This is a genomic window from Actinomadura sediminis (assembly GCF_042675525.1).
Classification (GTDB): Bacteria; Actinomycetota; Actinomycetes; order Streptosporangiales; family Streptosporangiaceae; genus Spirillospora; species Spirillospora sediminis.
The window spans coordinates 46,028-63,262 of record NZ_JBHTJA010000032.1; the positions used below are offsets into that span (position 1 = coordinate 46,028).

Annotated in this window: 17 protein-coding genes and 1 pseudogene; 12 read left to right on the plus strand and 6 right to left on the minus strand. The window is 74.4% G+C overall.

What is annotated here, in order from left to right; genetic code table 11:
- Positions 1–8: 8 nt before the first annotated feature.
- The gene (locus tag ACFQ11_RS17575; protein ID WP_378299791.1) at positions 9–2,921 is read right to left on the minus strand and encodes a D-alanyl-D-alanine carboxypeptidase family protein; all 2,913 of its coding nucleotides are present in this window, start codon (positions 2,919–2,921) and stop codon (positions 9–11) included.
- A gap of 240 nt (positions 2,922–3,161) precedes the next feature.
- On the opposite strand from ACFQ11_RS17575, the gene ACFQ11_RS17580 reads away from it, so the two are divergent.
- The 3 genes from ACFQ11_RS17580 (at position 3,162) to ACFQ11_RS17590 (ending at position 5,181) form a co-directional block, all read left to right on the plus strand.
- A complete protein-coding gene (locus ACFQ11_RS17580; RefSeq protein WP_378299793.1) occupies positions 3,162–3,719 on the plus strand; it encodes an RNA polymerase sigma factor in 558 nt (185 codons plus the stop codon).
- Positions 3,720–3,730: 11 nt separating this feature from the next.
- Positions 3,731–4,693: an LCP family protein gene (locus tag ACFQ11_RS17585; protein ID WP_378299822.1), complete on the plus strand. Its 963-nt coding sequence runs from the start codon at positions 3,731–3,733 to the stop codon at positions 4,691–4,693.
- 68 nt (positions 4,694–4,761) lie between these two features.
- Positions 4,762–5,181: a CBS domain-containing protein gene (locus ACFQ11_RS17590; protein ID WP_378299795.1), complete on the plus strand. Its 420-nt coding sequence runs from the start codon at positions 4,762–4,764 to the stop codon at positions 5,179–5,181.
- A gap of 57 nt (positions 5,182–5,238) precedes the next feature.
- On the opposite strand, the gene ACFQ11_RS17595 is transcribed toward ACFQ11_RS17590, so the two are convergent.
- Positions 5,239–6,393: an aminotransferase class V-fold PLP-dependent enzyme gene (locus tag ACFQ11_RS17595; RefSeq protein WP_378299797.1), complete on the minus strand. Its 1,155-nt coding sequence runs from the start codon at positions 6,391–6,393 to the stop codon at positions 5,239–5,241.
- A 126-nt stretch (positions 6,394–6,519) separates the two neighbouring features.
- Between ACFQ11_RS17595 and ACFQ11_RS17600 the strand changes: the two genes are divergently transcribed.
- Positions 6,520–8,406: an ABC transporter ATP-binding protein gene (locus ACFQ11_RS17600; RefSeq protein ID WP_378299800.1), complete on the plus strand. Its 1,887-nt coding sequence runs from the start codon at positions 6,520–6,522 to the stop codon at positions 8,404–8,406.
- Positions 8,407–8,525: 119 nt separating this feature from the next.
- Here the strand turns inward: ACFQ11_RS17600 and ACFQ11_RS17605 are convergent, their stop codons facing one another.
- Both ACFQ11_RS17605 and ACFQ11_RS17610 read right to left on the minus strand, forming a co-directional pair.
- Positions 8,526–9,842, minus strand: a complete 1,317-nt coding sequence (locus ACFQ11_RS17605; protein ID WP_378299802.1) for a tetratricopeptide repeat protein — start codon at positions 9,840–9,842, stop codon at positions 8,526–8,528.
- Positions 9,843–9,995: 153 nt separating this feature from the next.
- A pseudogene (locus ACFQ11_RS17610) lies at positions 9,996–10,136 on the minus strand (alanine racemase); the annotation flags it as partial.
- 290 nt (positions 10,137–10,426) lie between these two features.
- Here ACFQ11_RS17610 and ACFQ11_RS17615 point away from each other — a divergent pair.
- Together ACFQ11_RS17615 and cutA are read left to right on the plus strand one after the other, a co-directional pair.
- Positions 10,427–11,584: a serine hydrolase domain-containing protein gene (locus ACFQ11_RS17615; protein WP_378299804.1), complete on the plus strand. Its 1,158-nt coding sequence runs from the start codon at positions 10,427–10,429 to the stop codon at positions 11,582–11,584.
- A gap of 273 nt (positions 11,585–11,857) precedes the next feature.
- Positions 11,858–12,178, plus strand: a complete 321-nt coding sequence (gene cutA / locus ACFQ11_RS17620; protein WP_378299806.1) for a divalent-cation tolerance protein CutA — start codon at positions 11,858–11,860, stop codon at positions 12,176–12,178.
- Here the strand turns inward: cutA and ACFQ11_RS17625 are convergent.
- Complete coding sequence (locus tag ACFQ11_RS17625) at positions 12,156–13,406, minus strand: helix-turn-helix domain-containing protein (RefSeq protein WP_378299808.1); 1,251 nt, start codon at positions 13,404–13,406, stop codon at positions 12,156–12,158. The genes cutA and ACFQ11_RS17625 overlap by 23 nt on opposite strands.
- Before the next feature lie 177 nt (positions 13,407–13,583).
- Between ACFQ11_RS17625 and ACFQ11_RS17630 the strand changes: the two genes are divergently transcribed.
- From ACFQ11_RS17630 to ACFQ11_RS17655, 6 genes are all read left to right on the plus strand, one after another.
- The gene (locus ACFQ11_RS17630) at positions 13,584–13,892 is read left to right on the plus strand and encodes a hypothetical protein (RefSeq protein WP_378299810.1); all 309 of its coding nucleotides are present in this window, start codon (positions 13,584–13,586) and stop codon (positions 13,890–13,892) included.
- Positions 13,889–14,242: a hypothetical protein gene (locus ACFQ11_RS17635; protein WP_378299812.1), complete on the plus strand. Its 354-nt coding sequence runs from the start codon at positions 13,889–13,891 to the stop codon at positions 14,240–14,242. Before ACFQ11_RS17630 ends, ACFQ11_RS17635 begins: the two co-directional genes overlap by 4 nt.
- Before the next feature lie 83 nt (positions 14,243–14,325).
- Positions 14,326–14,700, plus strand: coding sequence for a hypothetical protein (locus tag ACFQ11_RS17640; RefSeq protein ID WP_378299814.1), 375 nt, complete (start codon positions 14,326–14,328; stop codon positions 14,698–14,700).
- Positions 14,701–14,772: 72 nt separating this feature from the next.
- Entirely contained in the window at positions 14,773–15,081 is a 309-nt protein-coding gene (locus ACFQ11_RS17645) for a hypothetical protein (protein ID WP_378299816.1), read from the plus strand.
- 34 nt (positions 15,082–15,115) lie between these two features.
- Positions 15,116–16,048 carry a DUF5996 family protein gene (locus ACFQ11_RS17650; protein ID WP_378299818.1) on the plus strand — a complete coding sequence of 311 codons (933 nt, stop codon included), beginning with the start codon at positions 15,116–15,118 and terminating at the stop codon, positions 16,046–16,048.
- Between the two features lie 2 nt (positions 16,049–16,050).
- Positions 16,051–16,503 carry a VOC family protein gene (locus tag ACFQ11_RS17655; RefSeq protein ID WP_378299824.1) on the plus strand — a complete coding sequence of 151 codons (453 nt, stop codon included), beginning with the start codon at positions 16,051–16,053 and terminating at the stop codon, positions 16,501–16,503.
- Between the two features lie 48 nt (positions 16,504–16,551).
- On the opposite strand, the gene ACFQ11_RS17660 is transcribed toward ACFQ11_RS17655, so the two are convergent.
- On the minus strand, positions 16,552–17,235 hold a 684-nt coding region (locus ACFQ11_RS17660; protein ID WP_378299820.1), incomplete at its 5' end, for a helix-turn-helix domain-containing protein.

Sequence of the window (17,235 nt, forward strand, 5' to 3'; positions counted from 1 at the left end):
GGCCCCGGCTACTCCAGCCTCGTCAGCCGATCGACCAGGGACGGGCCGTCATAGGCGTCCCCGAACCGCAACGGCACCTCCGCGGCGCCCGCCGTCAGCGTGCCCGTCTCCTCGCCCGCCGCGGCCTCCGCGGGCGGATCGCCCTGCGCGGCGACGTCCACGGTCAGCCCCGGCCACCCGACGACCGTCACCGCGGCCGCCGCCCGCACCGGCGTCGTCCCGCCGAGCCCGTCGTCGACCACCGCGACCCGGGCCCCCGCCTGAGCGAGCGTCGCCGCCGTCAACGCCCCCTCGGCCGCCTGCACCAGCCCGCCCGCCGCCGACACCGCACCCGCCGCGCTCGCCGTCCGCTGCCCCATCACCGCACCGACGATCAGCGTCGGGACCCCCGCCACGTCCTTGCGCGCCGCGAACACGAAGTTCCCGCCCGCCGCGTCCGTGAACCCCGTCTTGCCCCCGACGACCCCGAACTGGCCGAGCAGGAAGTTCCCGCCCTGCCGAACGGGCCCGCCGTTCGCGGGCACGTACGTCCGCTGGTTGACGATCTCCGCGAACGCCGGCACGTCCATCGCGGCCCGCAGCAGCTTCACCTGGTCCGCCGCGGTGCTCACCGTCCCCGCGTCGTAGCCGCTGGGGTCGGTGTACGTCGTGTTCGTCATCCCCAGCTCACGGGCCGCCGCGTTCATCTTCGCCACGAACGCCTGCACGCTGCCCGAGTCCCACTTCGCCAGCTCGTGCGCCACATCGTTCGCGGAGATGATCATCAGTGCCTCGAGGGCCTTCCGCTGCGTCAGCCGCTGCCCCTGCGTGATCCCCAGCAGCGACTCGCCCCGCTGCCGGCGCATCGGCATCTCCGCGACCCCCTCCGGCGACACCGCCAGCGTCGGCCCCGGCTCGCCCGGCCGCAGCGGATGATCCCGCAGGTACACGTACGCGGTCATCACCTTCGCGACGCTCGCCGTCGGCGCGGGCACGGCGTCGCCGGACGTCCCCATCATGCCGAGCCCCTCGACGAACACCGCCGACTGCCCCGACCCCGGCCACGGCAACTGCGGCGCCGCCCCCGGGAACGTGTGCTCCGCCGCGATCGTCAGCCGCAGCTCCGGCGCCGGCACCGGCCGCACCAGCTGCGCCGTCACGACCGCCATCACCACCACGAGCACCGCGACCAGCGCCCACGGCCACACGCGCCGCCCCGCCCGCTCGTCCTCCGGGCCCTCCGGCGCCTCCGCGATCCGCGGCACGTCCTGCCGCGTCGCGTCCCCGACCGGCTCGAACCCGACGAACCGGACGAGACCGCCCTCCCCGTCGTGCACGTCCCCCCGGTACGGGGGCGACGCCACCGGCGCGGGCACGTCCACGAACGTCCGCCCGGCCTCCGGCACCCCCGGCTCCCGCACGCCCACCGCACCCTCGCCGGGACGCCCACGCGCCGACGCCTCGCCGTGCGGCGCGGCCGCGTCGGCGGCACGCTCCCCGGACTCACCCGGCGCGTGCCGCTCGCCCTCGTCCGGTCGGCGCGGCGGCGCCTGCCGCCACGTGCCGGCCCTGTCGCCGCCGGGACGGTCGTGCGCGGGGGGCTTCGGGGTGCGGGGTGTGGCGGTGTCGGGGCCGCTGTGCTGCGGGTCGCTCGGCGCCTGCGGTGGTGCCTGGTGTTGTGCGGCGGTCGCATTGCCGGGGGCGTCCGATGCCGTCCGGCCGCCTGTTCTGGACGCGTGCCGCTCGCCCTCGTCCGGTCGGCGCGGCGGCGCCTGCCGCCACGTGCCGGCCCTGTCGCCGCCGGGGCGGTCGTGCGCGGGGGGCTTCGGGGCGGGGGGTGTGGCGGTGTCGGGGCCGCCGTGCCCGGGGTCGTTTGTCGTCCGGCCGCCTGTGCCGGTTGCGCGCTGGTCGGCCTCTGCCTCGTCCGGTCGGCGCGGCGCCTGCTGCCACGCGCCCGCCGCGTCGCCGCGGGGGCCACGCCGTTCGGGATCGCTCGGTGCCTGCGGCGCGGGCATGTTCGCGGGGCCCCTCGGCGCGCTCGGCCGGCGCGGCCGCTGCTGCTGCCGTCCGTCCGCCGCATCGCCGCCCGGACGGTCGTCCCCCGGCGGCGTCTCGCCGTGGGACCCGGACGCGTCGGGGGTGCTTTCCCCGGATTCGTGCGGCGTCGGCTCGGCACGTCCCGGACCGGCGTTCTGCGGCCCCGGTTCGTCCGTTCGGCGCGAGGGTGCCTGGTGTCGCGCGTCTGCCGCGGTCCCACCGGGACGGTCGTCGCCCGGCGGCGTCTCGCCGTGGGGTTCGGACGTGTCGGGGGTGCTTTCCCTGGGCTTGCTCTGCGTTTGGCGCGTTCCTTGATGTTCGGTGGCCGCGTCGTCCTCGGACGGGGCGGAGGCGGGCCGCGCGGGGTTGCCCGGCGCGGCCTGGCGCTGCGCGTTCGCCTCATCGCCGTGGTCGTCCGGTACCTCCCGTGTGTCCTCGCGCTGTGAAGCGGGCGCGTCGGATGCCGGTGGCGTCCCCCCGCCGGGGACGGGCGTGCCCGGCTCGGGCTCGCTCGGCGCATGCGGGGCCGCCCGGCCGTCGCTGGTGCGGGCGTCGGTCTCGCCGTGGTCGGACGTCTCGGCGGCGGGGGTGTCGTCGGCCGGTGGCGCGTCGTCCCGCGCTTCGGACGCGTCCGGACGGTCGTCGTCCTCGGACGGCTCGTCGGCGGCGCTCGCCCCGTCGTCCCCGTCGTCCCCGGCGGCCGGGTCGTCGGGTGCCTTGGTGTCGCCGTCCTCGGGCGGTGCGGGGAGGCGCTCGGCCCGGGTGGTCGCGGCCTCGGGGCGGCGGACGGCGATGTCGTCGCGGGTCTCCGTGACGTCCGGGACGCGGAACTCCGCCGTGGGCGTGCGGGCGGGCGCGCGGTCGGCCGGTTCGGCGGTCTCCGGCGCGTCCGGGGTCTCGGTCACGAGCCGCTCCTCTTCGAGTTGTGTTCCGGCGTGCGGGTGGAGCGGCCGATCGCCGATGCCCCCGTGCAGTGATGAGGATGCCCGGACGAGCGGGATGGTTCGGACGCGTTACAAATTAGTGATCGAGAACCGTGAACTCCTTTGCGGCGACGCGGAGAGACGTGCCCGACAGAGCCCCCGCACGGGAAGGCCGGCGCACATGCCATGGTTGCCACGATGACCGCACCTCCAGCGGCTCCGATGATCGACAGTGAGCTCATAGAGTCTTCGCTCACCGAGCCGGAATCGTTCGCGGCGCTTTTCGATCGCTACTCCGCGATGCTCTACCGGTACGTGTCCCGGCGGCTCGGGCCGCAGGCGGCGGAGGACGTGGTGGGGGACACGTTCCTGGCCGCGTTCGGCGCCCGGCACCGCTACGACCTGGCCCGGCCGGACGCGCGGCCGTGGCTGTTCGGGATCGCGACGAAGCTGGTCGCGCGGCACCACCGGGCGGAGGCGGCACGATACCGGGCGCTGCGGCGCAGCCCGGTGGACGGGCCCGCGGAGGGGCCCGCGGAGCGGGTCGCGGAGGGGGTGACGGCGTCGGCGGTGCGTCCGGCGCTGGCCGCGGCGCTGGCGGCGCTGCCGCGCAAGGACCGGGACGTGCTGCTGCTGGTGGCGTGGGCCGACTTCACGTACGAGCAGGTCGGGGACGCCTTGGGCGTGCCGGTCGGAACGGTCCGGTCGCGGCTGCACCGGGCGCGGCGCAAGGTGCGCGCGGCGCTCGGCGACACCAACCCGATGCACGAGGAGGAGTGACCGTGGACGACATGGAGCTGATCCGCGGCCTCGGCCGGGAACTGGAGCACGAGCCGCCGGCGGCGCTGGTGCGGCAACGGGAGCGGCTGCTGCGGGCCGGCGGGCGGCGGAGGCGTCCGGGCCGGTGGGCGCTGCTCGGCGTGGTGGCGGCGGTGACGGCGGCGGCGGTGCTGGTGCCGGTGCTGCTGCGCGACGGAGGGAAGGCGGCCGTGGCGGAGCGGGGGACGGCGGACGGGTTCAACGTGCTGCTGATCGGATCCGACGGGCGGGGCGGCGACGAGGCGCGGTCGGACACGCTGATGATGGCGCACGTCCCGAAGGGCCGGGGGGCGGTCCGCGTGGTGAGCTTCCCCCGCGACCTGCTGGTGGACGTCCCGGAGTGCGGGGGCGGCCGCCGGGCGCTGATCAACTCGGCGTTCTCCGCGGGGGGCGCCGCGTGCACCGTGCGGACGGTCGAGGCGCTGACGGGCGTCGGGATCGACCGTTCGGTGACGGTCGGGTTCGAGGGGTTCCGGGGGATCGTCGATGCGCTCGGCGGTGTCGAGGTGACGGTCCCGCAGGCGATCGACGACCCGAGGGCGGGGCTGTCGCTGCCGGCGGGCAGGCAGCGGCTGGACGGGCGGCAGGCCCTCGCCTACGTGCGGGCCCGGTACGGGTTCGGGGACGGCGCGGATCTGGCGCGGATCGAGCGGCAGCAGAAGTTCCTGGCGGCGCTGGCGGCGCGGGTCGCGGAGCTGCGGAGGGACCCGGTGACGTTCGCGAGGTTCGCGGCGGCGGTCGCGGGGGCGGCCGAGACGGAGCCGGGATTGGACGCGAGGGGGCTGCTGGAGCTCGCGGACGGCATGGGCGGGGTCGGGGCGGACGACGTCCGGCTGGAGACCGTGCCGGTGGTGCGGGCGCCCGCCGACCCCAATCGGCTGGTCGTGGACGGGAAGCGCGCGGAGGAGCTGTTCGCCCAGCTCAGGACGGGATGAGTGAGCCCGGTTCTCACGGGTAGGGGCCGAATCGTCCCGGGTACCCGCGAGGTTCGAGGAGTAAAGGGATGGCCAGGAAGATTCGCGACATCATGACCGGTTCGCCGACGTCGGTGTCGCCGGAGCTCGACATCGTCACCGTGGCCCGTGCGATGCGCGACGAGGACATCGGCGCCGTGCTGGTCGCGGAGGGCGACGACATGAAGGGCCTCGTCACCGACCGCGACCTGGTGGTACGGGGGCTCGCCGCCGGCGGCGACCCGAAGGAGATCAAGATCGGCGGGCTGGCGAGCAGCGCCACCGCGACGATCGGCCCGGACGACTCGGTGGACAGGGCCGCGCAGATCATGCGCGAGCGGGCGGTCCGGCGGCTGCCCGTCGTGGAGGACGGCCGGCCGGTGGGCATCGTGTCCATCGGCGACCTGGCCGTGGAGAAGGACTCCGCTTCGGCGCTCGCCGACATCAGCGCGGCGCGTCCGAACACCTGAGGTCGCCAGGCGCGCGCCCGGCGGGAGGCGGAAGGCCCCCGCCGGGCGCGTCCGTGTTCAGGGGAGGGCCGCCAGCAGGCGGTCGATCTCCTCCTCGGTGTTGTAGTAGTGGACGGACGCCCGGACGGCCTCGGGGACGGCGTCCGGGGCGTAGCCGTGGGCGGCGGGGCTGGTGACGTTCACGTTGATCCCCCGTTCCCGGGCCGCCTGCTTGATCGCTTCGGGTTCGTGCCCGTCCACGGTGAAGGTCACGATCCCCGACCGGTGCGTTCCCCGGTCCAGGACGGACGTGCCGGGACGGGCGCTCAGCTCGCCGCGGAGGGTCGCGGCGAGGGACGTGACCCGCTTCTCGATCTCGTCCATGCCGAGCGCGGACGCGTAGTCGGCGGCGGCGGCGAGGCCGAGCTGCCCGGCGGTGAACCGTTCCCAGGTCTCGAAGCGGCGGGCGTCCGGGCGGGGCTCGTAGTCGGGGGCGCGCCACTCGGCCGCCCGCAGGTCCAGGAACGGCGGTTCGAGGGCGGCGACGATCTCCCGCCGGACGTACAGGAACCCGGTGCCGCGGGGGCCGCGCAGGAACTTGCGGCCGGTCGCCGACATCATGTCGCAGCCGATCTCGCGGACGTCCACGGCGAGCTGCCCCACCGACTGGCAGGCGTCCAGCAGGTAGAGGACGCCGTGCTCGGCGCAGCGGCGTCCGACTTCGGCGGCCGGGTTCACCAGCCCGTTGTGGGTGGGGACGTGGTTGAGCGACACCAGCCGGACGCCGCCCTTCGCCAGTTCGGCGTCGAGGGCCTCCAGGGAGATCGTGCCGTCCGGGCCGTCCGGGACGACCTCGACCCGCGCGCCCTTCGCGGCGGCGACCTGCCGGTAGGCGATCGCGTTGCTGGAGTATTCGCCGGACGTCGTCAGGATGCGGTCGCCCGGGGCGAACGGGATCGCGTAGAACGCCATGTCCCAGGCGCGGGTGGCGTTCTCCACGTACGCGATCTCGTCCGGGCGGGCGCCGACGAGGCCCGCGACCGCGCCGTAGAAGCGCTCGATCGCCGACGCCTCGCGTTCCGCGGCCTCGTAACCGCCGATCGCCGCCTCCAGCGCGAGGTGGCCGGTCACCGCCTCGAGCACCGGACGCGGCGGCAGCGCGGCCCCGGCGTTGTTGAGGTGCGTCACCTCCGCGCATCCCGGTGTGTCGGCCCGCAGCCTCGCGACGTCCATGAACCGTCCCTCCGCGAATTGTCGGACCCCCGCGCGACACTGGGCACGGCGGCCGAGCTTGACCTCAAGTTTTCTTGAGGTCTGATGATGTTCCCAACGGAGCATCTCAGATGACGGGGATAACGCATGGACATGGAAGTCACCGCGTGGATGTCGCTGCACCACGCGGCCAACGCCCAGGACCGCAGGCCCTTCAATAGGGCGACGCTGCGCCGCATCGGCGCGTTCGCCCGCCCCCACCGCCGCACCATCACCGTGTTCCTGCTGCTCAGCGTGGTCCTCGCGGTCCTCGCCGTCGCGACGCCCGTGCTCGCCGGGCGGGTCGTGGACGCGATCAACGACCGTGCGGACACGTCCACCGTGCTGTGGCTCGCCGGGATGATCGCCGCGCTGGCGGTCGCCGAGGGCGGGCTCGGGCTCGCCAACCGGTGGCTGTCGGCCCGCATCGGCGAGGGCCTCATCCTCGACCTGCGCACCGCCGTGTTCGACCACGTCCAGCGGATGCCGGTCGCGTTCTTCACCCGCACCCGCACGGGCGCGCTGGTCAGCCGCCTCAACAACGACGTGATCGGCGCGCAGCGCGCGTTCAGCGACACCCTGTCGGGCGTCGTCAGCAACCTGGTGATGGTCGCGCTGACGTTCGGCGTGATGGTCGGCATCTCCTGGCAGATCACCCTGCTCGCGCTGGTGCTGCTGCCGCTGTTCGTGCTGCCCGCCCGCCGCATGGGCAGCCGCCTCGCCCGCCTGGAGCGCGAGGCCGTCGCGCACGACTCGGCGATGAGCACCCAGATGACCGAGCGGTTCTCCGCGCCCGGCGCGACCCTGATCAAGCTGTTCGGACGGCCCGCGCGGGAGTCCGCCGAGTTCGCCGCACGGGCCCGCCGCGTCCGCGACATCGGCGTCCGCACCGCGATGGTGCAGCACGTGTTCATCACCGCGCTGACGATGGTGTCCGCGTTGGCGCTCGCGCTCGTCTACGGGCTGGGCGGCTACCTGTCGCTGCGCGACAACCTGGACGCCGGCGCCGTCGTCGCGCTCGCACTGCTGCTGACCCGCCTGTACGCGCCGCTGACCGCCCTGGCCAGCGCCCGCGTCGAGGTGATGAGCGCGCTGGTCAGCTTCGAGCGGGTCTTCGAGGTGCTGGACCTGAAGCCGCTCGTCGCCGAGAAGCCCGACGCGCGGGACGTCCCCGAGGGGCCCGTGTCGATCGAGTTCGACGACGTCCGCTTCGCCTACCCGTCGCCCGACAAGGTGTCCCTCGCGTCGCTGGAGGAGGTCGCGACCCTCGACACCCGTGGCGGCCAGGAGGTCCTGCACGGCATCTCGTTCACGGCCGAACCGGGGCAGATGGTCGCGCTCGTCGGCTCGTCCGGCGCCGGGAAGTCCACCATCGCGCAGCTCCTGCCGCGCCTGTACGACGTCGACTCGGGCGCCGTCCGGCTCGGCGGCGTCGACGTCCGCGACCTGTCGTTCGCCGCGATCCGCGGGACGCTCGGCATGGTCACCCAGGACGGGCACCTGTTCCACGAGTCGATCCGGGAGAACCTGCTGCTCGCCCGCCCCGAGGCCACCGACGGCGAACTGTGGGAGGTCCTGCGCCGCGCCCGGCTCGACACGCTGATCGAGAGCCTGCCGGACGGCCTCGACACGATCGTCGGAGAGCGCGGCTACCGGCTGTCGGGCGGCGAACGGCAGCGGCTCACCATCGCCCGGCTGCTGCTGGCCCGGCAGCGGGTCGTGATCCTCGACGAGGCGACCGCCCACCTGGACTCGACGTCCGAGGCCGCCGTGCAGGAAGCCCTCGCCGAGGCCCTCGACGGCCGCACCGCCGTGGTGATCGCGCACCGGCTGTCGACCGTCCGCGCCGCCGACCTGATCCTCGTGGTCGAGGCCGGCGAGATCGTCGAGCGCGGCACCCACGACGAGCTGCTCGCCGCGGGCGGCCGCTACGCCGACCTCTACCGCACCCAGTTCAGCGACGACGCCCCGCCGACCCTGGAGCCCATCGGCTGAACGACCGTCCGGGGATCCCACCACGGTGAGCCGCCCCGGCCCTGGCGGCGGACGACCGGAGTAACGGGCGGTGGCGAGAAGACCTCGCCGCCGCCCGTCCCGGTCCGCGGTCGCGGCGGTCAGGCGGCCTCGCCGCGCGCGATGTAGACGTTCATGCCGGTGAAGTCGAGGGTGATGTTGTACGGCTTGTAGAAGCTGTGCGAGAAGTGGGCCAGCACGTCGAACCCGTAGTCGCCGGGCGAGCCCTTGCCCGCCTCGGCGGCCCGGAAGCCGCCGGTCCCGCCGCCCGAGTCCGCGTAGCAGTAGGCGTGCTCGGCGACGGCGTCGCCGAGCCGGACCGTCCGCGGATAGCAGGGGTGGCTCACGACCGGCTGCCCGCCGGCGAAAGCCTCCAGCGGGCGGTCGTGGTCGATTCGGATCCGCAGCCGCCTGGCCGTTTCCGCGGACATGCCCGCGACCTGTTCGCCGACGCCGCCGATGTCCAGCGCCACCACCCGTGGCCCGGAGCCGGCGACGCTGCCGCGGCTGTGCAGCAGGTGCTCACGGGCCAGCCACAACGGCAGGGGCTTCGCGCCCGTCCGGGCGGCGTCGGCGCGCGCCTCGGGCGTCGGGCGGCGCAGGATCAGCGACCTGCCCGCGTAGTCGATGGTGGTCAGGAAGTGGTACAGGACCCACGTGCCGACGATGCCGTCGTTGGGCTGGGCGTGCGCGCCACCGCCGTCCGACCACTGCACGGGGACGTTGCGCAGTTCGATGCCGCCAAGCGCGAAGGAGTCGAGCACCCCGAAGTACTGCCATATCGTGCGGCCCGCGTACTCGATCTTCTGGCTGGTGACGGCGCTCAGCCCCGCTTCCTCGGCCGCTTCGGCGGAAAGGCCCAGCCAGGGGACGCGGGTGTAGAACATGAAGCTCTTCGGCGGTCCGCCGTTGACCGACGCCTCCACCATCGGCGGGTCGAGCTGCCGCCACGGCACCCGGCCGATGTCGCCGTGGACCTGGTACGGCTCGCCGCGGACCGCCGCGAACCACCGGGCGTAGACGTCCTCGCCGGCCGCCCGCCAGCGCGGCACGGCGAGGGAGAACTTGTCCTGCCGCGTGTGGCAGTCGCCCAGGAGCTGGTTCGTCTGCTTGTCGCCCGGCGCCAGTTCGAGAGCCCTCGTCAGATACTTCTCGGCGGCGGCGAACTCGTTGCCGAGCAGCCCCACGTGGCCGCGCTGCCGTGCCGCGTGCACGTTCGTCGGGTCCGCTCTGAGGATCTCCTCGTAGGCGCGGGCGGCCTGCTCGAACTTCCCGGCCCTGAACAGCGCGTCCGCGTCACCGGTGCCGGTTCGCGCGGCGGCCGTCCCGCCCAGCAGGGGTGCGGTCGCCGCGGCACCGGCCACCACGGCGGCGCCCCGGAGCAGCGAACGCCGGTCCCATTCTCCGCCATCGGTCACGGTGTGCTCCCTTTTCGTGATCGCCTTCCGGGGGCACGGCGCCCACGGCGCGGACCTCGGCGGTCCGTGCCTCCACTGAAGCCGGGCGGCCGTCGCGGCGGCGTATGCGTTTTCCGATACGCCCGCGATACGTCCGGTCCCCGGCGGGGCGGCCTACCGGGGACGGTCGACGCGGCTGAGCAGCAGGATCGGTACCCGCAACCCCGCGGCGCGCAGCGCGGCCACCTCCGCGACGCTCGTCGTCCCGAGCCACCCGGCACCGGCGGCCTCGGCCACCGCGTCGACGCCATGGCCGTAACCGTCCGCCTACATCACGGCCCTGATCGTGCTCGGCGTCCGCGCGGACCATGGCGACGCCCACACCGCACCGGGCGGCGTCCACAGGGTCGGCGGCCGCACGCCCCCGCGCATGCGGGGGACCGGCGCCGACGGTGACGCACTGTGATTCACGGCGCCACTCAAGACGAGACGTGTTGCGGCGGCGTATGCGGTTCTCGATACGCCCGCGGTACACCGAAGCGACGGCGCGATGAGTTCGGCGCCACCGGACGGTCCGTACTCGCGAGCGACGAAAGGAGCCCGAAATGCCGGACGGACACGGCCCGGAACGGCTGCGCCGGGCACTGGCCGGGCACATCGGCCTCCCCGGCGTGCCCGGCCTCGTGGCGGTCGTCCGCCGGGACGGCGAGACCCACGCGGTCGTGCTCGGGTCGATGGCCGCGGGCGGCGCCCCGATGCGGCGCGACGCGCTGTTCCGGATCGCGTCGCTCACGAAGCCCATGACGGCCGCCGCCGCGCTGGCCCTGGTCGAGGACGGCACGCTGCGCCTCGACGACCCGGTGGACGAACTGCTGCCCGAACTCGCCGCGCCGCGCGTCCTGCGCCGTCCGGACGGGCCGCTGCACGACACCGTCCCGGCGGAACGCGCGATCACCCTCCGCGACCTGCTGACGTTCCGGCTCGGGACCGGCGCGGTGCTCGAACCGTCCCCGATCGGGACGGCCCTGGACGAGGCGGGCGTCGCGCCGGGCCCGGACGTGTCCCCGCTCCCGCCCGACACGTGGATGAAGCGGCTCGGGGCGCTGCCGCTCGTCCACCAGCCGGGCGAGCGGTGGATGTACCACACGGGCTCCGAGGTGCTCGGCGTGCTGATCGCCCGCGCCACCGGCCGCCCCCTCGCGGACGTCCTGCGCGAACGGATCTTCGACCCGCTCGGCATGCACGGCACCGGCTTCCACATCGCCCCGGGCGACGCGCCCCGCCTCGTCACGTCGTACGCGCCGGACGACACCGGCAGGCTCGTCGTGCGGGACGACCCGCGCGACCGTCCACCGGGTTTCCCGTCCGGCGGCGGCGGGCTGGTCGCCACCGCCGACGACGTGGCGGCCTTCTTCGGTGCGATGCTCGACGGCGGCGGACCCGTCCTGACCCGCGCGTTGGTGGAGCCGATGACCTCCGACCACCTCACCCCTGCGCAGCGCGCGGGTGCCGAGCCGCTCCCGGGGACGTCCGGCTGGGGCTTCGGCGTCGCCGTCGAGACCCGGCGGAGCGGCCCGGCCGCCCGCCCCGGCCGGTTCGGCTGGCAGGGCGGCCTCGGCACCACCGCGTTCGCCGACCCCGCCGGAGACGTGGTCGGAGTGCTGTGCACGCAGGTCGCCGTGTGGGCACCCGGCATGCAGCGTCTCATGGCGGACTTCTGGAACCAGGCCGGTGACGACCTGGGCCGGGAGCCCGAATCTTGACTCTGACCAGGCGATTCGTTCCCCAATGGTCCTGAAGAGACCATTGCGCCACCCGGACCTCCGGCGCACTCAGGGTGCACTGCCGGGAAGGCTTCGGGAACTCTTGGGGGATCGCCTTGGCGATGTCCGGCGTCCACGCCGTGACTCACGGCGTGGACGAGATCTCGTCGACGAGCACGGCGAACGCACAACCTCGTGCGACGCGGGCCAGGGGGCGGCATCCGGCGTGAAGATGCCGGCCCGCGGCTGCTGCGCGCGGATAGGGTGCGCCGCATGACCGAGTACCTGCAGGTGTCCACGACCACCGACAGCCGCGAGGCCGGCATGCGGCTCATCCAGTCCGCCGTCGGGGCGAGGCTCGCGGCGTCCGGACAGGTCGCCGGACCGTACGGCAGCGCCTTCTGGCATCTCGGAGAACTGGGCACCGGCGAGGAGTGGCAGGTGTTCCTGCGCACCACTGGTGACCGCTATGCCGAGCTGGAGGCGCACCTCATCGAGGAGCACCCGTGGGACAACCCTGAGGTGACCTACACGGTCATCGCGGGCGGCTCTGCCTCCTACCTTGAGTGGATCACACGAGAGACAGCGACCTAGCGCGGTCGATCGCTTCGGCGACGCGAGGCTCGAAAGCGTGCGGGCGCAGCCGTCCTATCACCGCCCGGACCCGCTGGCGCGGCCGTGCCGACGCGACGTCGGCGCCCAGCTCGATCGCGCGTGTCAGAGTCCGGGCGGCCTCGTCGATGTCGCGCGCTTCGAGGTGCGCCTCGGTCAGCCAGCTCAGGTACAGGCTCTTGTCCCGGGCGTGCGAGTCGTCATAGCGGCTCAGCGCCCACTCCAGCGCGGGCACCGCCCGGTCCGGTCGCTTCAGGACGGTCCAGCACCGGCCCGTCATGATCTGCAGTTCGACCTCGTCGACCCAGCGAGCCCAGTCCGGGGCGGGGTCGTCCGCCTCGGCGATCGCTGCCCTGGCCTTGTCGAGCGACTCCTCTACTCGCCCGCTGTGGCCGGGGCCGGCCACGGCGTGCGCCCAAGCCGCGCGCTCGTGCAGCAGGGCTCGGACTGCCGCAGGGGTCTGCGGGCTCACCACCCGGCAAGCGGCGTCGGCCTCCACGGTGCCGCGCCGCCCTGCGCTGACACGCTGATAGGACATCAGAGCCAGAGAGTTTCCCATGAGCGCCGTACTGCCCGCTTCGGAAGCGGCAGTCATGCTGTCACGGAACAATGCCCCGGCCTCGGCCATCCGCCCCGAGTCCAGCGCCGCCCAACCGGCCTGCTGCGTCTGCTCGGCGAGCACGCCCAGAAGTCCCCTGCCGGTCGCTTCGCTGTACGTGGCCCGTCCCAACAGCCTGCGTGTCGCCGACACTTCGGCGGCGTACACCCGAAAGGTGTCGATACCCCCCAGAACGTCGTCCAGCTGTCGCAGTCGGGCGGTTCGCCGCCGGAGCCGGTCGACGAGGTCCGCGCCGATGCGGCGCCTGGTCGAGGCGCCAGGGTCCAGAGGCGTGATCGCCAGCCCCATCGCGGCCGTGGCGCTCAGGAATGCTCTGCGTTGCACTGGATCATCCTCCGCCTCGGGTGGGTCGAAGAGCCGGCCCTGTGGGATGCCGAACGCGTCAGCGAGTGCCGCCCGGTACCGGGCGCCAACGCCGGCGCGTCCTCTCTCCCACCGCTTGACGTAGTCGACGAGCGTGGCCACGTCCGTGGTGAGCTGATCGCCCATTGCGGCGGCAACGGCCTCGGCGACTTCACGCTGTGTCCAGCCTCGCGCCTGACGCTCCGCCTTCAGACGGGCGCCGAGCCAGTTTTGGGTTTGTGGCGTCATGTGCGCACCTCACGTGTCGCCGTGCCCCGCAGGATGCCCCCAAGGTGCCCCCCATTGTGCCCCTCCCGGAGGCACTCGCGCAGTGGACACGATGGCCGCGCACAACAAAGACGGCCCCGGCCCGCTGCGCGCACAGCGGGGGGATCCGGGGCCTCGGCCGGAAGCGAGGTCCGACCTGTGGAGCATCGTACGATCCCTCCCAACCCGCTCGCGACGCTCGGCGCGCACTTGGGCGCCCGGCGGTTCGAGGTCGAGCTGACCGCGTGCGGGCTGCGCGTGTGCAACCCCGATGCCCCCGGCTGCGGCCCGGAGGCGAGCCCGGCGACCGTCACGATCACCTGCCGCGAGCGCTCCGACGACGGCGGGCGGATGTGGTTCTTCGGCCCCGGCCACGAGCCGGTCGCCGAGGCCGACCAGATCATGAACGCGGTGACTTGGGTCCTCGGTCGGCTGGTGCGCCGGAACGCGAAGGCAGCGTCGCGGTGACGGCGCCGGCGTCCGCCGAGGTCGACCCCGCCCGCGTGGCGGCCGACCTGAGGCACTGGTTTCCCGGCACCCTGGCGTGGCGCGGCCACGCCACCGGCACCTGGTGGGCGATGACGCGCGACCGCGCCGGGGAGTGCCACCTCGTCGAGGCGGCGACGCCCGCCGGGCTGGTCCGTCGCCTGGACCGCCTGGCCGTCCCGCGCGCCAGGCTCACCGCCAGGACGGACGCCGGGCCCGACGTCACCGTCATGGACCTTCCGCCCGTCCCCCCGGTGACCGCGCCGGCGGCCCGCGACTCCGGCGAACGGCAGCACCGTGCGCCGCGCCGTGGCCGGCTGCGGGCGCGCTAGGCGGTCTCGTCGCTCCCTGATCCACCCCCCGTTTCGCCGTGGCCGCCGTCCGGCGGCCACGGCGCCACCCCCCGTGAGGAGAGATGGAAAGCATCGAGATGTTCGGCCGGGATGCGCAGCTGCACGCCGCGCTCCGGCGGTGCGTGCCCCAGTTGGCGGCGTCCCTGGAACACGACCACAGGGACCTGCCGCGCGTGCGCGTCGCCTACAGGAACCTCGGCCCCTGGCTGGTCTCCTGGGACGGCTCGTCCTACCGGTGGCGCTCGGGCCCGCACACCGACCACCTGCTCCCCGCCGACGCCGAACAAGCCGCCGCCGCGATCGCGGAGACCATCGGCGCGGCCGTGATGCCGTCGCCGACGGAAGGCGGGCGTCCTGAACCCTGCGGCCCCGGGCCAGACGGCGCGGACCCGGGCCCGCGGTCACCGGCAACCGATCCGCGCCGGAGGTGCACATGACCGTCACGCTCGAGAACGTCACCCAGACCGGACGGGACCCGCGAGAGCTGATCCCCGCCGACGGGGGCGTTCGTGTCGCGCGGGACGGCGTGGCTCGAACTCGCACTGCTCGTCCCGTGGCTGCTCAAGGCCGGACACGAACCGCGGGACGCCGACGAGTGGGTCTCCCGGTTCCCCTCGTGGTCGCAGGCGCCCGCGGCCGACATCGACGTGTTCTCCGCGGCGTTCGCCGAGCAGTGGCGTGCAGCCGCCGAGCGACGCGACGACGCGTGGGTTCGGCTGCACGCCGAGCTGACGGGCCGCTGGGCCGCGTACCGGCTGAAGAAAGCGCCCCCTGAGAAGTGCCGGAATTCGAGTGACCGGCGTTCGGGGCGGGCATGACCTTCGGGATCGGACCGGGCGAGGGGGGACGGCGATGGCACGGCAGGGGTGGCCGCGGCTGCGGGTGGCGGACTGGCACGAGACCCGCGACACGCTGCACATGTGGACGCAGATCGTGGGGAAGGTGCGGCTGGTAAACGCGCCGCTCGTGAACCACTGGTGGAACGTGACGCTGTACGTGAGCCCGCGCGGGTTGACGACGTCCGCGATCCCGTACGGGACGGGCGCGTTCGACGTCGAGTTCGACTTCGTGGAGCACCGGCTGCGGTTGCGCGGCGACGACGGGACGGACGAGGGGTTCGCGCTCGCGCCGATGACGGTCGCGGAGTTCCACGAGCGGACGATGCGCGCCCTCGACCGGCTCGGCGTCGAGGCCCGCATCCAGGGACGCCCGAACGAGGTCGATCCGGCGATCCCGTTCGCGGAGGACGACCGGCACGCGTCGTACGACGCGGACGCGGCGCACCTGTTCTGGCGGCAGCTCCTCCAGGCGTCGCGGGTGATGGGCGAGTTCCGTTCGCGGTTCGCGGGGAAGGTCAGCCCGGTCCACTTCTTCTGGGGCGCGATGGACCTCGCGTGCACCCGGTTCTCCGGGCGGCCCGCGCCCGAGCATCCGGGCGGGGCGCCGAACTGCGGCGACTGGGTGATGGTCGAGGGGTACTCGCGGGAGCTGAGCAGCTGCGGGTTCTGGCCCGGCGGTGGGGAGGAGGGCGCGTTCTACGCGTACGCCTACCCGGAGCCGCACGGGTTCGCGGCCCGTCCGGTGCGGCCGTCCGGCGCCTTCTACAGCACCGAGAACGGCCAGTTCCTGCTCCCGTACGAGGCGGTCGCGGACGACCCCGAGCCCGACCGGGCGCTGCTGGACTTCCTGGAGGACACCTACGAGGCCGCCGCCGACCTCGCCGGCTGGGACCGGGACGTCCTGGAGACCGACCCGGCCCGCTGGGCGCACAAGGCGAGGGGGTGAGCATGGTGAACCGCGAACGGCTGCCCGCGCCCGTCGAGGGGCTCGTGCTCACGCACTTCCTGACCGTCCGGGACGTCGCCCGGTCCCGTGCGTTCTACGCGGACGTCCTCGGCGGCGAGATCGTCCTGGCGGAGAACCCGGCGATCGTGAAGGTCGCCAACACGTGGATCATCATGAACCCCGGCGGCGGCCCCACCCCGGACAAACCGGACGTCACGCTGCGTCCGCCGGAGCCCGGGGACCCGGTCACGGCGTTCATGAACGTGCGCGTCGCCGACGTCGCGGCGTTCTACGAGCACGCGACGTCGCTGGGCGCCCGGTTCCTCACCGAGCCGATCGACCGCAAGGCCGAGATCCGCTGCTACATGCGCGACCCGGACGGCCATCTCATCGAGGTCGGGCAGGCCACCGGGATGCTGCACGGCGTCTACGCCGACCCGCCCGCCCCGCACTGACCGTCCCGCCCGTCCGGATGCCGTGCCCGGACGGGCGGCGACGCGGGGTCAGCGGATCATGCGGGCCAGTTCGACGCGGGAGCGGATGCCCAGGCGGGTGAAGACGTTGCGCAGGTGGTGGTCGATGGTGCGGGGGCTCAGCAGGAGGCGTGCGGCGATCTCCCGGTTGGTGGCGCCCTCGGCGACCAGCCGGGCGATGTGCGCCTGCTGCGGGGTGAGGTCGCCGAAGCCGTTCGCCGGGACGGGACGCGGCGGGCGGGCCGGCGCCCCGGGGACGGCCGGGGGTTCGGCGGGCGGCGGCACCGGCAGCGGCGCGACGGTCTCCCCGGCGGCGCGGAGTTCGGCGCGGGCCTGGTCGGTCCAGGGGCGGGCGTCGTAGCGTTCGAAGATCCGCAGGGCGGTGCGGAGGTGCTCACGGGCGGCGCGGGGCCGGCGGGCGCGGCGCAGCCGGTGCCCGTACAGCAGTTCGGTGCGGCCCTGCTCGAACACTGCCCCCGCCGCCTCGTGCAGGCGGAGGGCCGACGCGAAGCGGTCGGCGGCGTCGGCGGCGGTGTCGGCGAGCAGCGCGCGGCAGCGGTGCGCGAGCGCCCGGTGGACGGGCGACCCGGTGGCCCGCGACCAGCGCTCGAAGGGGTCGAGGGCGTCCGCGGCGCGGGCCCGGTCGCCGCCGCGCGCCAGCGCCTCGACCAGATGCGGGGCGGACGCGAGGTGCGCGAGGGGGTGCGCGACGCC

Coding starts and splice junctions, on each gene's coding strand:
- ACFQ11_RS17600 (WP_378299800.1), top strand. CDS start 6,520: ATGGACATGGAAGTCACCGCGTGGATGTCGCTGCACCACGCGGCCAAC.
- ACFQ11_RS17580 (WP_378299793.1), top strand. CDS start 3,162: ATGATCGACAGTGAGCTCATAGAGTCTTCGCTCACCGAGCCGGAATCG.
- ACFQ11_RS17640 (WP_378299814.1), top strand. CDS start 14,326: ATGGAAAGCATCGAGATGTTCGGCCGGGATGCGCAGCTGCACGCCGCG.
- ACFQ11_RS17585 (WP_378299822.1), top strand. CDS start 3,731: ATGGAGCTGATCCGCGGCCTCGGCCGGGAACTGGAGCACGAGCCGCCG.
- ACFQ11_RS17595 (WP_378299797.1), bottom strand. CDS start 6,393: ATGGACGTCGCGAGGCTGCGGGCCGACACACCGGGATGCGCGGAGGTG.
- ACFQ11_RS17590 (WP_378299795.1), top strand. CDS start 4,762: ATGGCCAGGAAGATTCGCGACATCATGACCGGTTCGCCGACGTCGGTG.
- cutA (WP_378299806.1), top strand. CDS start 11,858: ATGACCGAGTACCTGCAGGTGTCCACGACCACCGACAGCCGCGAGGCC.
- ACFQ11_RS17650 (WP_378299818.1), top strand. CDS start 15,116: ATGGCACGGCAGGGGTGGCCGCGGCTGCGGGTGGCGGACTGGCACGAG.
- ACFQ11_RS17625 (WP_378299808.1), bottom strand. CDS start 13,406: ATGACGCCACAAACCCAAAACTGGCTCGGCGCCCGTCTGAAGGCGGAG.
- ACFQ11_RS17655 (WP_378299824.1), top strand. CDS start 16,051: ATGGTGAACCGCGAACGGCTGCCCGCGCCCGTCGAGGGGCTCGTGCTC.
- ACFQ11_RS17615 (WP_378299804.1), top strand. CDS start 10,427: ATGCCGGACGGACACGGCCCGGAACGGCTGCGCCGGGCACTGGCCGGG.